Origin of the sequence: Chania multitudinisentens RB-25 (assembly GCF_000520015.2) — a bacterium.
Classification (GTDB): domain Bacteria; phylum Pseudomonadota; class Gammaproteobacteria; order Enterobacterales; family Enterobacteriaceae; genus Chania; species Chania multitudinisentens.
Genome location: NZ_CP007044.2, coordinates 4,335,736 through 4,350,838, shown reverse-complemented (window position 1 = coordinate 4,350,838; position 15,103 = coordinate 4,335,736). Strand labels below are relative to the sequence as shown.

Here is a 15,103-nt window from a genome sequence, read left to right as displayed (position 1 = left end):
CTTTATTAATAAACGTAAGCTCAATAAATGGATTTTTTGGTTTTATCGTCAAACAGACTAATTCGGTTCAGGTTGACATAAAGATCAATATCCTGCCCCTGAATGATGGTGCGACCCCGGCCTTCAATTTTGGCGATCAGATTAATGTCACCCAAGCTGATATGCAGAATCGACTCGGCACCAAGCGGTTCGATTAAGTCAACGATCCCTGTTAATTTTTCACTGCCGGTTTCTGGGTTGGGGTCTAATACCAGGTCTTCTGGGCGGATACCGAAGACCACTTGTTGCCCGTCAATCACCTGAGCTTCTTCTTTATAAGGCAGATTGACCTGATTTTTTTCATTAATTATCACCTGAATGCGATCGTCACCACTTCTTAGTTGTGCAGGCATCAGATTCATTGGCGGGGAGCCGATAAAACTTGCCACAAAGGTGTTAGCGGGTTTATTGAACAGCTCCATTGGCGCACCCACTTGCTCGATCACGCCATCGCGCATCACAACAATGCGATCCGCCAACGTCATGGCTTCAACTTGATCGTGGGTCACATAGATAATGGTGGTGCCCAGGCGGCTGTGCAGCCGTTTTATTTCCGCACGCATCTGAGTACGCAGTTTGGCATCAAGGTTAGAGAGGGGTTCATCAAACAGGAAAACTTTGGGATCGCGCACAATGGCCCGGCCCATGGCAACACGCTGACGCTGACCACCAGAAAGTTCGGACGGTTTGCGGTTCAGCAAAGGCTGTAAGCCGAGAATATCAGCGGCTACAGCGACTGATTTTTCGATGATGTTCTTTTTAATGCCGCGCAGGCGCAAGCCGAAGGAGATATTGTCACTGACATTCAGATGCGGATAGAGCGCATAGTTCTGAAATACCATGGCCACATCACGATTTTTGGGTGCCAGATCATTGATTATCTTATCGTCGATTCTGATCACCCCGCCGGAAATATCTTCCAGCCCAGCAATCATGCGCAAGGTGGTGGACTTGCCACACCCGGACGGCCCCACCAATACCACAAATTCTCCCGGCAGGATCTCCAGGTCGATACCATGAACAACGATATGATTCTCATAACTTTTAATGACGTTTTTTAGACTGACACTTGCGACCACGATGATGTCTCCTTTGGCTGCCATCTGACATTTAGGCCTGGCATATTATTTTTATCAGTTTCAGCCCCGTTAGCGGCTAATAAAAAACAACACTCCTGTACCCCATAAGATCCTGATATTGATGCACGTTTTAAAAATTAACGTCCTGTAATCGAATCATTGCAGACCATCTCTTATCTTCGCCTCTTTGCGTGTTTCCTTTGCCTTGGGCCGTAGTGGTATGTCGCTATCGGTACACATTGGCAGCGCAATGAGTATGAATTTCATTCTATCAACTCATTTATTGTTTTGTATTACTATAATCTTGTTTTGTGATGAAGTGCAGAAAACACAGAGTTTCCCCACTGGATTATTTTTATAATTTATTGAAATATAACAATATTAATTTTAAATAATTGAATTGAGAAAACTAGTGGTGCTTGATTATAATTTTATTTGTATTACTATAAGCTCAGAAATAGGGTGTTAAATAACCAAAACCTTGTATAGACAAAGCGTTATCTGTGGGAGTGATGGCAGACCAATGAATAGCATTCTTCCTCTAGCAAACAGCCAGCAATGGCTAAGCCTGGCAAACTGCGATGATCCGCGGCTAAAGAGTGAGTTAGTCATCATTCGCAGCAATCTGCGCGATGCCCGCCAAGCGGGGGTGAATGTGCCCGGTCAGGGAGAAGCCGGCAGTCTTGAACATAATCAGCACCAGAAGAACAGCCGGTTGATTGAGCAGGCCGGGTTGCTATGGCAAATAGAGGCAGATCGGGAAGCCGCGCAGTTTGGCATTCAACTGCTACAGAAGTACGCTGAAGGCTATCAGGCGATGCCTTTTCATCAGCAAAAAAATACCAATCCCCCCGGAAAATTGTTTCATCAGTTGCTGAATGAACATATGTGGTTGCTCTATGCGTCGCTGGGTTATGGCTATTTAAAATCTTCGCTGAGCATTGAACAGCAACAGCAGATCGAGCAAGGCCTGTTTCAGCCCATGCTGACTCTGTTTTGCGAAACCTATGCCCATGATTTTGATCGTATCCATAATCATGGACTGTGGGCGGTCGCGGCGGTGGGTATTTGCGGCATCGTGCTGGAGCTACCGCACTATGTGGACTGCGCCATTTATGGTCTGGCGGGAGACAGCCGCCAGGGGGGATATCTGGCGCAGATTGATCGCCTTTTTTCTCCTTCAGGCTATTACCTGGAGGGCCCTTACTATCAGCGTTTTGCCATTCGTCCTCTTTATCTATTTGCCGAGGCGTTGCATCAGCACCGGCCAGCGCTGGAGATATATCAATATGCGCAGCAGCGAATAGCCCGTACCACGGAAGCATTATTACAAACCGCCTATCCAGACGGCCGTTTTCCGGCACTCAACGATGCTTCGCGCAGCATGAATACGGAAGATGAAGGGGTGCTTATCGCCACGCAGCTGTACCGTTTACGCTATGGCGAGCATGCCTTGATTGAACGTTGCTACCGTCAACAGCAGCGTTGCTGGCCGTATCCGGCCGCACCATTGTCAGACACTGTCTTTGCGGGTTGTTATGAAAGCGTTGAGTTAACTGAAGGAGAGCAAGGCGATGCCGGTGCTCAGGGGATCTTGCGCGCTCTAGCGGCCAATGGCGAAGTGACTCAGGTGATGATGGCCTATGGCCAGCATGGCATGGGGCATGGCCACTTCGATACCTTGGGGATCACGTTGTACGCACAAGGCCGAGAAGTGCTGCGCGAATACGGTTTTGCCCGCTGGGTGAATGTGGAAAGCAAATTTGGCGGCCGTTATCTGCCGGAAAATCAATCCTATGCCCGGCAAACGGTGGCACATAACACGGTGACGGTCGATCAGTGTAGCCAGAACCAGGCTAATGCAGCGCTGGCCGACCGCGTTCACGGTCGCCGCCATTTCTTTATCGCAACGAAGGAAGTGGAACAGGGCGCAACACTGACCGCGATGAGTGCTTTTGCCAATCAGCACTATCCCGGCGTAGATATGCAGCGCACGGTATTACTCCTGACCCTGGCCGAGCATTCGGCACCTTTGTTGATCGATCTGTATCGCCTGCAAGCGTTGCAACCGCATCAGTACGACTACAGCCTGCATTATCAAGGGCAAATTGTTGCCACCAGTCTGGATTATCAACGGGAATCTTGTTGGTCCCCGCTGGGGGAAACGTCGGGTTATCAACACCTGCTGTTAACGGCTCAAAGTGCGGTTACCCAACCTTTCAGCATCACCTGGCTACAGGGAGCGCATTTCACAAGTTGGCACAGTGCGGCCAGTGGCGGTGAGGTACTGTTTACCTACACAGGCGGCGATGATCCTCAGTTTAATCTGCGTAATGAACCGGGTTTGATATTGCGCCAGCACGCGGCGGGGGATCATCTGTTTGCCTCGGTATTTGAAAGCCATGGTTACTTTGATGAAGCCAGCGAACAGTGTTATGACGCGTGTGGCAAGGTGCAGCAACTGCGAGTCGTGGGCCATAACCTAGAAGGATCGGTGCTCGAGATGACTCTGGAACAGCAGCGTTGGCAATTGATGATCAGTAATCAACCCAACCTCACGGCAGTAACAGAGAATCAGCTGGAATTTAATGGTAACTCCTTTCGGTGGCAGGGATTTATCGCGATCAGACGTATAGCGTAGCGAGGCAATCATGCAGGCTTATCAACCGGTTTTAATCAGCTTTGAAGAGGCGCAGAAGCTGCGCCACGCACTGGGTAGCGGCGGTCTGATAGGGCGAACGCTGGCCGCGCAGATCGAGCGGTTAGAAAATTATCGGCAGCACCCTTTGGTTTTCCCCGGCCATGGTGAAGCGGGGGGGATTGAGCACAATCACCATAAGCAAAATTACATCCATTTGAATCTGGCGGGGCGGCTGTTTTTGATCACGGGAAACGCTGCCTATCGTGATTTTGCCCTACAAATTCTGTCTGGCTATGCGGATCTTTATCCCACATTAGGCAACGCGCTCAGCAAGGACAGTAATCCGCCGGGGCGGCTGTTTCATCAGACGCTGAATGAAAATATGTGGTTATTGTATGGTGCGGAAGCCTATAGCTGTATTCGCCATACTTTGATGCCAGAGCAACGTGAACACATAGAAAATAACCTGTTGCGGGAAATGGTTTATCAGGCAGTCGTCATTCACGCCAATGAATTTGATATTGTGCATAACCATGGATTATGGTCAGTGGCTGCGGTCGGTATCTGTGGCTATGTACTGAATGACCAAGAGATGGTGGATAACGCCTTGTATGGGTTGCGGCGCGACAGCGTTAGCGGCGGTTTTCTGGCACAACTGACCCAACTTTTCTCTCCCGATGGCTACTACATGGAAGGGCCGTATTACCATCGTTTCGCTATCCGCCCATTAATGATGTTTGCGGAAGCCATTGCCCGCCGCCAGCCAGAGCTGGATATCTACCAATTTAATCATCAGGTGATTAAACGCACCTCGGATGCGCTGATGGCAACCGCTTTCCCGGATGGCACTCTGCCAGCGTTAAACGATTCATCTAAGAGCATGGATATCAACGATGAAGGGATCGTGATCGCCACCAGTGTCTGCTTCGCCCGTTATCAACAGCCTGACGTGCTGATCGCCATGGCACAACATCAGGGCGAGGTGTGGGTCAGTGCAGCCGGTTTACATCTTTCAATAGCCGCAGAACAGGCAGCCCACCAGCAGTTTAATTGGGGGAGCGTGGTACTGAATGATGGCGCGGATGGTCAGCAGGGCGGCGTAGGGATCTTACGTCAACTGGATGCTGAGTCAGATCTGAATATGGCACTGTTATGGTTTGGTCAGCACGGCAGTGACGCTCAATTACATTCGGCGCTCGATCATGGTCATTTTGATGGCCTGCATCTCAGCCTGTTTAATCGAGGCCGCGAATATCTGCGGGATTATGGTTTTGGCCGCTGGGTCAACGTCGAACCCAAATTTGGCGGCCGCTATATTCCTGAAAACAAAAGTTATTGTAAACAAACCATTGCGCATAATACCGTGACGGTTGATGGTTGCAGCCAGAATAACGGCGATACTGAGACGGCTCAGCAACGCTGGGGTGAACTGCACTTTGTCGTGCGGGAACACGCGTTCGGCCAGGGGATCAGCGCGATCGCCCGTGACTATTATCCTGGTGTGGATATGCAACGATCGGTATTGATGCTCAAGCTGGCCGGTTTTGCCAAGCCGCTGATTGTTGACCTGTTTCGCCTGACCAGCCATCAATCCCATCAATATGACTATGCTCTCCATTATCAGGGGCAGATTGTACGCACTGATTTTGACTATCAAACACACAGCACGCTGTCGCCACTGGGTGAACAACATGGCTACCAGCATTTGTGGGAGTTGGGCCGTGCTCACTTTGCGCAAGACCGTTCAGTATTAGTGAGCTGGCTTGATGGCAATAGTTATTACAGCTACCTGTGCGCCTTGCCTGCGGGGGGAAATGTGATCTTTGCCAATATTGGCGCCAACGATCCGCATTTCAATTTGCGCAATGAACCAGCGTTGGTGATCAGAAGCCAGGGCGAGAATAAGCTGTTTGCCAGTGTCTATGAAACTCATGGTTATTTTAATGAAGCCACTGAGTCCTCTACCGGTGCACGCGGGCAGGTCGAGCGGGTTGAGGTGGTGGGGCACGATGATGATGTGTCGGTGGTTCGGCTTTATTTGCAGGATCAACGCGTTCTGATGATTGTAGTTTGTAACCGTCCTCTCGCTTCGGGACCGCAGGTCAGTGAATATGGTGCCATGTTCCATTGGAATGGCCTCGCCTTTCGCTGGCAAGGAGCGTTCAGTGTGCAGTGGGAGCCTCTAGAAGCTTGACCTTCTGCGGGGAAAGATAAGTAAAGGTTGTTTGTCACGGCACGTTAAATGAAAGCGTAACCGTTTTTATTGGGCCCGGTTATTGGCGTGCTTTTTTGTCTTTTAATAACACTATTAGTCACACTCTTATTTAAAGAGGAACGGCTAATTAATTCACTATACCCAAAATAATTCGAGTTACAGAAAGGCAGCTAATGCACATGCAACCTGAGGCATGGCGGGTATATCATGAGGAAAATTAATATGTTCTCTGATTTGAACAATAAACGCGTATTAATCACGGGCTCCACTGCGGGTATGGGGCTGGCAACAGCACAGGCATTTGCCAAACAAGGGGCTAAAATCGGTATCAACAGCCATGTCGCCACGCCTGGGTTGGAGCAAACGCTGGGATCATTACGTCAACTCGGTGCTGAAGTTGAGTTTTTCCAGGCTGACATTACCAAATCAGCGGAGTGCAGCTCGTTAATCGAGGCGTTTGTTGCTCGTTTTGGTGGTCTGGATGTGCTGATCAATAATGCGGGGGGGCTGGGCGGCCGTGCTAACCTTGAAGCGATAGATGATGAATTTTATCAGCATGTCATGGATCTTAATGCGCGTTCAGCGCTGATGATGACTAAGTATGCGATCCCACATCTGCGTGCATCAGCGAAAAAAAGTGGTGAAACCAGTTGTGTTATCAGTACCGGTTCTATCGCTGGCCGCGAAGGTGGTGGTGTGGGGGCAGGTATTTATGCTGCATCTAAAGCCTGGTTGCACGACATCCATCGTAACTGGGTGAAGGAGTTTACGGGCGATCGTATCCGTTTCAATATCGTTTCTCCAGGAACGATTGATACTGCTTTTCATGACGGTAAGAGTGATGAATTGAGAGCAAAAATTGCTGCCAGCATTCCGATGGGCCGTTTTGGCTACGCCGAAGAAGTGGCACCTACGTTCTTATTCTTCGCTTCTCACGCCTGCAGTGGTTATATTACGGGTCAAATTCTGGATGTGAATGGTGGGCAGATAGCTCCGTAATTTGACTATTCACCGGCAGGATGTGTTGTGTACCCACACTTTCTGTCGGTGAATATGTAGGCAGCAATAACCCCATCATGTATCATGACCCAATTAAATAATCTTTAGGTATGACAAATGAGCATGCAGTTTAAAAGGATTACTGGGGCGAACCGGGGGTTGAATCTGCAAATTGCTCGCGACATTGCTCGGAAAATACTTTCCGGCTCATTACGCCAGGGAGATATTCTGCCGAGCGAAACTGAACTTTGTGAGCAATTTGGCGTGAGTCGCACTGCGTTGCGCGAAGCATTGAAATCGCTTTCTTCGAAAGGGTTGTTAGAGTCTCGTCCTAAAATTGGAACCAGGGTGAAACAACGTTCGTTCTGGAACATTCTGGATGTGCAACTTTTGGAATGGATGGAGGGCATGGAAGCTACCGAGGATATGTATTACCAGTTTCTCGAATTCCGCCGAGCCCTTGAGCCTCATGCCACAGCTTTAGCCGCGGTGAATGCCACGAAAGAACAGCGCATTGAACTATCAAAGATTTTCCGTGAGTTATGCTATACCGCTGAACATTTTGACCCTGAGAGTTGGGTGAACATTGATACCCAGTTCCACCGGATGATTTTTATTGCCTCTGGTAACTGCTTCTATATGCCTTTCGGAAATGTACTGACCACGGTATTTAAGTGGTTTATCAGTTACTCGTCCAAGGAAGGTGGAATGTGTCTGGAAGATCACCGCATCATTTATGAAGCGATCATGTCTGGAGATGAAAACGCATCTTATCAGGCTTCGCTGGCGTTAATGAATGCCAGCAAGCACCGCTTGGCTCCTGACAAGGATTAAAAACGGATTGCGATCGCCTGTGCGTTGCAGAACTCGATAAATTCCTGTTCAGGTTGGCGGTCGGTAATGATCCGATCAAACAGTGTCAGTGGGCCAATACAGGCCGGTTTGGTTTGGTTAAATTTGCTGTGATCCGCCACCAGAATTTTTTGCTGTGCCATGGTGATAGCCTGGTGCTTCATCTCCAGCTCATCAAAATTGAAGCAGGTGGCACCTTGTTGCAGGCTGAGACCTGCCGCAGAGATAAAGGCAATATTGGGGCAGATGTGAGCCAGTTGATTGTGCTGGCCAACCGCGCTGAAGATGTAATTATTCGGTTTGAACTCGCCACCACATAAAATCACCTTGCAGTTGGGTTTATCCTGCAATGCTAAAAAGGTGTTGAGTGAGTGGCATACCGCAGTGAAAACCAGCGTATCGGCAATGGCGCCGATGATCGCCGGTATGGTGGTGCCACAGTCAAAAAATACCGTGTCGTTTTCATTAATCAGAGGCGCGGCCAGTAGGCCAATACGGCGTTTCTCTGCGACCTGCCTGGTTTGCTGTTCAGAGACAAAATAGTTGGTGACGCTGTTGTTACGTGGATCGGCCACTACGTAGCCACCAAGCAGTACCACGGCGGCAGGTTCTGCATTGAGATCGCGGCGGATGGTCATTTCTGAGACACCTAACAGCGTGGCAGCTTGTTTTAAATGGATCTTGTCAGAGCGTTTTAATGCCTGTACTAACTGGTTGATACGCTCTGCCCGCCGGGTTTCCATTTCTTCTCCTGTTGGTGCCGTAGCCAAAAATCTCTTTTAACGTGCGTAGTGCGGTGAAGCGGGGCTGGGTTAACCCCGCGTCAGATATTCAGTAGTTGCTGGTGGTGGCCGTGCTGCCTGAAACAATGGCGACTCCTGAACTGGTGCCGATACGCGTAGCCCCCGCAACGATCATTTTCTCTGCGGTGGCGCGATCGCGCACGGCTCCAGAGGCTTTAACCCCCATCTCGCTACCTACGGTCGCTCGCATCAGTTTGACGTGATCTTCACGAGCACCGCCGGTGCTAAAGCCTGTTGAGGTTTTAACGAAGGCGACATCAAGTTCGCGACATATTTCACAAACTTGCATGATTTGGGCATCACTGAGCAGGCAGGTTTCCAAGATGACTTTCAATGGGATCGCGGCGCAGACTTCGCGCACGGCGGCGATATCGGTTCTCACTTCATTCAGCAGACCACTTTTGAGCCAACCGACGTTGATGACCATATCTATTTCCTGAGCGCCTGCGGCAATGGCCGCTTTGGCTTCAAAAGCTTTTGCGATGGTCAAACCCGCTCCCAGCGGGAAGCCGATGACCGAGCAAACTTTAACCTCGCTTTCCTGTAAGAGGTGCGCAACCAACGGGACGTAGCCGGAATTAACGCAGACCGCATAAAAGTTATGTTGCTGCGCTTCCTCACACAGTTTGGCAATTTGGTTTTCAGTTGCATCCATCGCCAGCAGAGTGTGATCGATATAGCGGGCGTAATCAATCTGGTTGGTTGTCATAATGATTCCTTTTGGGCAGTTAAAGCAGGTTGAAATATAGGATTTGTGACTATATTAACATTTGGCTTTTGCCGGTTGGTAGCTGTTATTTCTTATTTTTTTGAATAAAACCAGGATTGATTGAGAAATGGTTATCTTGCTGATGTTATTTTAATAACATTCTTTTGTATCCAGCACGCCAAGTGAACGTGAACGCCGAGCAGAGGCGTGTAGCCTCCGCCGGAAAAGGCTACTCTTGCACCCATCCTTTTCTGATCGGGAAGGCGAACAGGAAATGATACAGACGCGTCAGCAGGCCGGCTATCCCCTCACCAAACAGGTTCCATAGCAATTGGGCAAACAGGCAACCGACGAGGCTGACCAGGAAGCTACCGAGCATATCCAATGGCCAATGTACGCCAAGGAAAATACGTGACCAGGCAATGGCTGCTGCCACAATCATCAGCAATATACCGGACCAGTTACGGTGCCAGCATAAAAAGGCCAGGGCGAAAGTGAAGATGGCAGTACCGTGATCGCTGGGGAATGAGCTGTCTGGCACGTGTATCAGAAAGGTATAGCCGATGCCTGACGCAAATGGCCGTTCATATGGCAACAACATCCCAATGGCGGTGGTTGCACTCATGGCGAATGATAGGGCAATGGTCGCTTTTACTACTAACTCACGCTGCATATGCAATTGATGCCGTGGCCCCCAAAACCATAAGCCAAGAATAAGCAAAGGAATAATGGCAATCAGATCGTTGGCAATAAAAATAGCGAGATCAATCAACCATTCGGGGCTGTTCGGCGTCGCGTTGATCTCGGCGAAAAGAAGATAGTTCAATAGTTCCATGATGCATTACCTCGTTTTGCGCTTGAAATAACAACTTATTCTGATCTGTGGCAAACGGTAAAAAGATATTGGCAGGGAGTAAAGGAAAATGGTCTTAATTTGCATAGTTGTTGATGGTTGATTTAGTAAAAGTTTTGGTGGTTGTAACGCGTCCACGCAAAAGCTTATTTTCGGCAATGGGTGGCGCTACTGTAATCTCTGTTTCTTAAGTAAACCTTAACGGTGTGTGGAAGCATATACGAACAAAACGGGAGAATATCCAGACTTAACCTATAATTAGACGCTATACAGTATGTTAACGTATAAAAGTATTACGCCATGAATCAGAGGGATATAAAAATGAATAAGCTTTCTTTTGTGCTGACCAACCTGTTGCTGATGGCTTCTGCCAGCGCCATAGCTGCAACGCCGGTTACTGAAAATGGCGATCTTAATCTGCAACCATTGGAAAAAATTGCACCATTCCCAAAAGCGGAAGAAGGGATGAGCCGCCAGGTGATTTATCTACCGAAGCAGGAAAATGAAGAAAATTTCAAAGTGGAATTGCTGATCGGTAAAACGCTGGAAGTGGATTGTAATCGGCATATGATGGGCGGCACTTTGGAGAGCAGAACGCTGGCCGGTTGGGGTTATGATTATTGGGTGCTGGAAAAGCTTTCTGCCCCCGCGTCCACGATGATGGCTTGCCCAGACAGTAACAAGCGGCAGGAGTTTGTTGCTGCGCACTTGGGTAATGCCGCGATACAGCGTTACAACAGCAGGCTACCGATTGTGGTTTATGTACCGAAAAACGTCGAAGTGCGTTACCGCGTATGGTCAGCCAGTGAGACAACCGGGCGTGCAGTAATAAAATAATCCCGCTCGGTCTGTTTTTTCATTAAATAAGCCGATCACTGTGATCGGCAAAATTTTTTGTGATGAGAACGGGCACCGCCCACATTTAAAATGAGGCTTCTGTTCGCTCGAAAACCAGGCTGATAAACTCGCGATCGACTATTTCACCCGTTTTACTGATGCTTTTATCTTTTTTACGATCCTCAGCGATTAATTTTAACGGTAATCCATGCATCAGGGCGTTAACCTCTGGGGTGTTGTACAGTTGAAATCCATGCTCGATAAAAGGCAGCTTTTCCATGAAAGATCGTTCACAGAAAGTGATGCAAAAATGCCCTCCGACTTTCAAGGTTCGGCAGATGTTTTGCAGCAATAGGGTTGGTTCCTGCCAGAAGTAAATGGTATTAATTGTTAATACTTTATCAAAAATCGCCTCGCCCAGCGGAAGCGTGACGCCATCGTATAAATGATAAGCTGCCCAACCCGCTTGAATATAAGCATGATTAAATGCTGAGGCTTCCTGATGCATTAACGGCGAAATCTCCAGCCCGGTATATCGAAGATTGTCGGCCAGAGAAAGGATATATCCCAGCAACCCACCGTTGCCGTACCCTAACTCAAGAATATGATGACCATCATTTAACTTGAGGTTACTGATACCATTCAGTATCACAGGGAGATTTCGCATATTCATGGCATTACCCAATACTTTCCCAGCATCTCCTTCTGGGCAACGTAATTGTGAGGCGAGTTTTTGCAGCGAATTATCCATAGTTCCCTCTGAACATATCAATCAATCCCAATATGTTGGAAATTACCCTCAGCTAGATTTCGACAATCTCCCATATATGTATAAGAAACTCTAGGAAATTTTTTCTAGCAAGGGGGGGAGTAGGGTACAGAGGAGCGTGGGTTTAAACTGCGTATAGGGTGTTACCGAACTGACTCTAAGGCTCACCATTGCCCAAAAGGCGCGATGTGGGGCTACCGTTCCTGAAGGTGTTTTTTCGTTTTGGCCGAAAGCGTGTTTGTAACTTTACAACATAGCGTTTTATTTATAATTGATAACATTCGGGCAATAAAAAACCCGCTAGCCTTGAACCTGAAACGGCGGGACTAACGGGCTCCACAAATTGGGGACATCAAAGAAAAGCAGTGGCACTAATTCAGACTATCACCAGATTGAAAAGTTCTAGCCTGCCGATAAAAAAAACAAAAATATTTTGCTTTTAAATTATTTTTCTTGTCGGCGTTATCCCGGTATGCCCGGCCATATCACCACAATGAGCGAACCTGCCAAGGTTAACAATACGTTAGCGATAGCGTAAGTGCCAGCATACCCCAGAGCAGGGATGTTACTGCGGGCGGTATCGCTGATAATTTCCATCGCTGGAGCGCAGGTACGTGCGCCCATAATGGCACCAAATAGCAAGGCGCGGTTCATCCGCAGGAAATAAGCACCAAACAGGAAGCAGATAACTACCGGCAGCAGGCTGACGATCAGGGCAGCGATCAGCATTTGGCCACCAATTGTTCCAAAACTGTGGCCAATTCCCGCTCCGGCACTGAGACCGACGCCCACCATAAACACCATCAGGCCGAATTCCTTCACCATATTGAGTGCACCCTGGGGAATGTAGCCAAATGTAGGATGGTTGGCCCGCAGGAAACCAAGCATGATGCCGGACAACAGCAGGCCAGCAGCGTTACCAATGCCGAATGAGAAGTTACTGAATTGAAAAGTAATTTGCCCGATCAGTAACCCGATGATAAAAAACGCACAGAATGCCAGTAAGTCAGTGACCTGGCTATGGATGGAGATAAAACCAATCTTATCTGCCACGCTTTTCACACGGCGGACATCGCCGCTGACTTGTAATACATCGCCTTTATTCAACACAATGCTGTCATCAATCGGCATTTCTATCTGGCTGCGGATGACGCGGTTCAAAAAGCAGCCGTGATCGGTCAGTTTCAGCTGGCTCAGGCGTTTGCCTACGGCGTTATTGTTTTTGACCACAATTTCTTCGGTGACGATGCGCATATCAAGCAGGTCGCGATCAAATACTTCTTTGCCGTTGCGGAAGCTGGGATCAAGGCGGGCGTGTGCATCAGGGTAGCCAACCAGCGAGATTTCGTCTCCGATTTGCAATACGGCATCGCCGTCTGGATTGGCTAGAATGCCGTTGCGGCGGATACGTTCAATATAACAACCCGTTTGGCGGTAAATACCGAGTTCACGCAGGTTCTTGCCGTCTGCCCAGGCAACCAATTCCTGGCCGACACGATAGGCGCGAATGACTGGCAGATAGACTTTGCGCTGGCTATCGGCATCAAGGCCACGCTCCCGGGCGATTTGTTGCGCAGAGGTTGGAAGATCTTGATGTTGTAGTTTCGGCAGATAGCGCGCGCCAAAAATCAGGCTCACCAAGCCAATCAGGTAAGTCAGGGCATAACCTAAGCTTAGATTATCCTGCGCAGCCAGCAACGCCGGGCCACTGGCCATGGTATTACGTAACGTATCACCCGCCCCGACCAATACCGGTGTGGAGGTCATTGAACCCGCTAGCATGCCGGCTGTTAGGCCGATATCCCAGCCGAACAGTTTCCCCAAACCAATGGCGAGCACCATCGCTGAACCCACCATGACCAGTGCCAGCATGAAGTAATTTTTGCCATCGCGGAAAAAAATTGAAAAAAAGTTCGGGCCTGCTTCAACACCAACACAAAAAATAAACAGCATGAAACCGAGATTCAGCGCTTCAGTGTTAATGGCAAAGTGTTGCTGACCGAGTAACAGCGATACGACTAAAACACCAATGGAATTACCGAGTTGAATGGAGCCTAAGCGCAACTTCCCAAGGCAGAGCCCCAGAGCGAGTACCACAAACAGTAACAGGATGCCATTACCGTTTAACAAACTAGCGACGTTTATATTCATGAAGGATAACTTATTGTTTACCAGTAAGTTCTTGATATATAAAACCATAAGATATAGATTTATCCATAGAATATATGGGTGAATCTATAAAACCGCTAACCCGCGAGGGCGATTCGAATCATCGAGTAGCGACGCCTATTTTAGCCGTTATGACGTATGACAGCCAGCATAAAGAAGCGGCTAGCGAGCGTCACCCGATGTACTTAACTCTCTTTTAGCCAAGGAAAAGTCCAGCCAGCATTACCAGCTTCGGTAGTGCATCACGAGGCTTGTGATAAGGCTGTTTTTTTACGATGTAGCCTGTTGTCACATCGCTAAAGGAGGAACGCATGGCACGTTATCGATGTTGGATGGGGATTTTCAGCTGTTTTCTATTGTTTAACTTGGTTTTTTTGGGGCAGAAAAGTGAGTTTTTCGGTGGTTCAGGAGGGGAACATCATGGTGAAATCGGCCTGCTGTTGTTTATCATTCCCGGTTTTATCGCCAGCGCTCTATCAAGTAAAAAACGCATTCTCTATCCGTTACTCGGGGCGCTGTATGCGGTGCCTTTCTGCTTGTTTATTCACCACTTCCTCTGGCTGATGCCTGGCGATTCATTCTGGCAGGAGCTGGCGTATGTCATCAGCGCTGTGTTCTGGTGCGCACTTGGTGCGATGTTGTGCCTGTTTATCCGTGTCGTCATGCACGCGTTGCAACAGCTCTATCAAAGTGAAAGGCTGTAATCATTAAAAAAGGCACTCCAGGTGCCTTTTTGCGTTTTTTACTGTGAAGATTACTGAAACAGATTCAGGTTTTCTTTGACATAGGCTTCAAAATCAGTGCAGCCGCCAATGTGGTTTTGATCAACGAAAATCTGTGGCACGGTTTCTACTGGCTTACCGACCGTTTTTTCCAGATCGGCTTTTGTGATGCCTTCAGCGTGAATATCAACATAACGGAAGTTGAAATCATCGCGCTCTTCAGTCAATTTTTCTGCGAGTTCTTTTGCGCGGACACAGTAAGGACAGCCCGGGCGCCCGAAAATTACAGCAAACATGCAACACTCCTATCTGTTATTGAAATAACCCATTGCTTTTCAAGCTGCGGGTAACGGGCTGGCTTTGCTCATTCAGAGCATCAGCTCAAGTAAGCACATCGGCATGTGCTCAACGGCCAC

Annotated in this window: 13 protein-coding genes; 6 read left to right on the top strand and 7 right to left on the bottom strand. The window is 48.5% G+C overall.

Annotated elements, in window-relative coordinates; all coding sequences use genetic code 11:
- Nucleotides 1-20 precede the first annotated feature (20 nt).
- On the bottom strand, nt 21-1,142 hold the full coding sequence (locus tag Z042_RS19225) for an ABC transporter ATP-binding protein (protein ID WP_037406174.1): 1,122 nt from the start codon (nt 1,140-1,142) through the stop codon (nt 21-23).
- A gap of 499 nt (nt 1,143-1,641) precedes the next feature.
- Between Z042_RS19225 and Z042_RS19220 the strand changes: the two genes are divergently transcribed.
- From Z042_RS19220 to Z042_RS19205, 4 genes are all read left to right on the top strand, one after another.
- Nucleotides 1,642-3,759, top strand: coding sequence for a heparinase II/III domain-containing protein (locus tag Z042_RS19220; RefSeq protein ID WP_024911852.1), 2,118 nt, complete (start codon nt 1,642-1,644; stop codon nt 3,757-3,759).
- Nucleotides 3,760-3,769: 10 nt separating this feature from the next.
- Nucleotides 3,770-5,953 (top strand): heparinase II/III domain-containing protein, encoded by a 2,184-nt coding sequence (locus Z042_RS19215; protein WP_024911853.1) that lies wholly within the window; start codon nt 3,770-3,772, stop codon nt 5,951-5,953.
- A 243-nt stretch (nt 5,954-6,196) separates the two neighbouring features.
- Nucleotides 6,197-6,973 (top strand): SDR family NAD(P)-dependent oxidoreductase, encoded by a 777-nt coding sequence (locus tag Z042_RS19210; protein WP_024911854.1) that lies wholly within the window; start codon nt 6,197-6,199, stop codon nt 6,971-6,973.
- Between the two features lie 117 nt (nt 6,974-7,090).
- The gene (locus tag Z042_RS19205) at nt 7,091-7,807 is read left to right on the top strand and encodes a FadR/GntR family transcriptional regulator (RefSeq protein WP_024911855.1); all 717 of its coding nucleotides are present in this window, start codon (nt 7,091-7,093) and stop codon (nt 7,805-7,807) included.
- On the opposite strand, the gene deoR is transcribed toward Z042_RS19205, so the two are convergent.
- From deoR to ybjG, 3 genes are all read right to left on the bottom strand, one after another.
- Nucleotides 7,804-8,568: a DNA-binding transcriptional repressor DeoR gene (gene deoR, locus Z042_RS19200; RefSeq protein ID WP_024911856.1), complete on the bottom strand. Its 765-nt coding sequence runs from the start codon at nt 8,566-8,568 to the stop codon at nt 7,804-7,806. The genes Z042_RS19205 and deoR overlap by 4 nt on opposite strands.
- A gap of 88 nt (nt 8,569-8,656) precedes the next feature.
- On the bottom strand, nt 8,657-9,337 hold the full coding sequence (deoC, locus tag Z042_RS19195; RefSeq protein WP_024911857.1) for a deoxyribose-phosphate aldolase: 681 nt from the start codon (nt 9,335-9,337) through the stop codon (nt 8,657-8,659).
- Between the two features lie 229 nt (nt 9,338-9,566).
- Nucleotides 9,567-10,172 carry an undecaprenyl-diphosphate phosphatase gene (ybjG, locus tag Z042_RS19190; protein WP_024911858.1) on the bottom strand — a complete coding sequence of 202 codons (606 nt, stop codon included), beginning with the start codon at nt 10,170-10,172 and terminating at the stop codon, nt 9,567-9,569.
- A gap of 339 nt (nt 10,173-10,511) precedes the next feature.
- Here ybjG and eco point away from each other — a divergent pair, with 339 nt between their 5' ends.
- On the top strand, nt 10,512-11,027 hold the full coding sequence (eco, locus tag Z042_RS19185; protein WP_024911859.1) for a serine protease inhibitor ecotin: 516 nt from the start codon (nt 10,512-10,514) through the stop codon (nt 11,025-11,027).
- 85 nt (nt 11,028-11,112) lie between these two features.
- On the opposite strand, the gene Z042_RS19180 is transcribed toward eco, so the two are convergent.
- Nucleotides 11,113-11,778, bottom strand: a complete 666-nt coding sequence (locus Z042_RS19180; RefSeq protein ID WP_024911860.1) for a class I SAM-dependent methyltransferase — start codon at nt 11,776-11,778, stop codon at nt 11,113-11,115.
- Nucleotides 11,779-12,258: 480 nt separating this feature from the next.
- Complete coding sequence (locus Z042_RS19175) at nt 12,259-13,947, bottom strand: aspartate:alanine antiporter (RefSeq protein ID WP_024911861.1); 1,689 nt, start codon at nt 13,945-13,947, stop codon at nt 12,259-12,261.
- A gap of 329 nt (nt 13,948-14,276) precedes the next feature.
- Between Z042_RS19175 and Z042_RS19170 the strand changes: the two genes are divergently transcribed.
- On the top strand, nt 14,277-14,669 hold the full coding sequence (locus Z042_RS19170; RefSeq protein ID WP_024911862.1) for an inner membrane protein YbjM: 393 nt from the start codon (nt 14,277-14,279) through the stop codon (nt 14,667-14,669).
- Nucleotides 14,670-14,719: 50 nt separating this feature from the next.
- On the opposite strand, the gene Z042_RS19165 is transcribed toward Z042_RS19170, so the two are convergent.
- On the bottom strand, nt 14,720-14,983 hold the full coding sequence (locus tag Z042_RS19165; RefSeq protein ID WP_024911863.1) for a GrxA family glutaredoxin: 264 nt from the start codon (nt 14,981-14,983) through the stop codon (nt 14,720-14,722).
- Nucleotides 14,984-15,103: the final 120 nt, after the last annotated feature.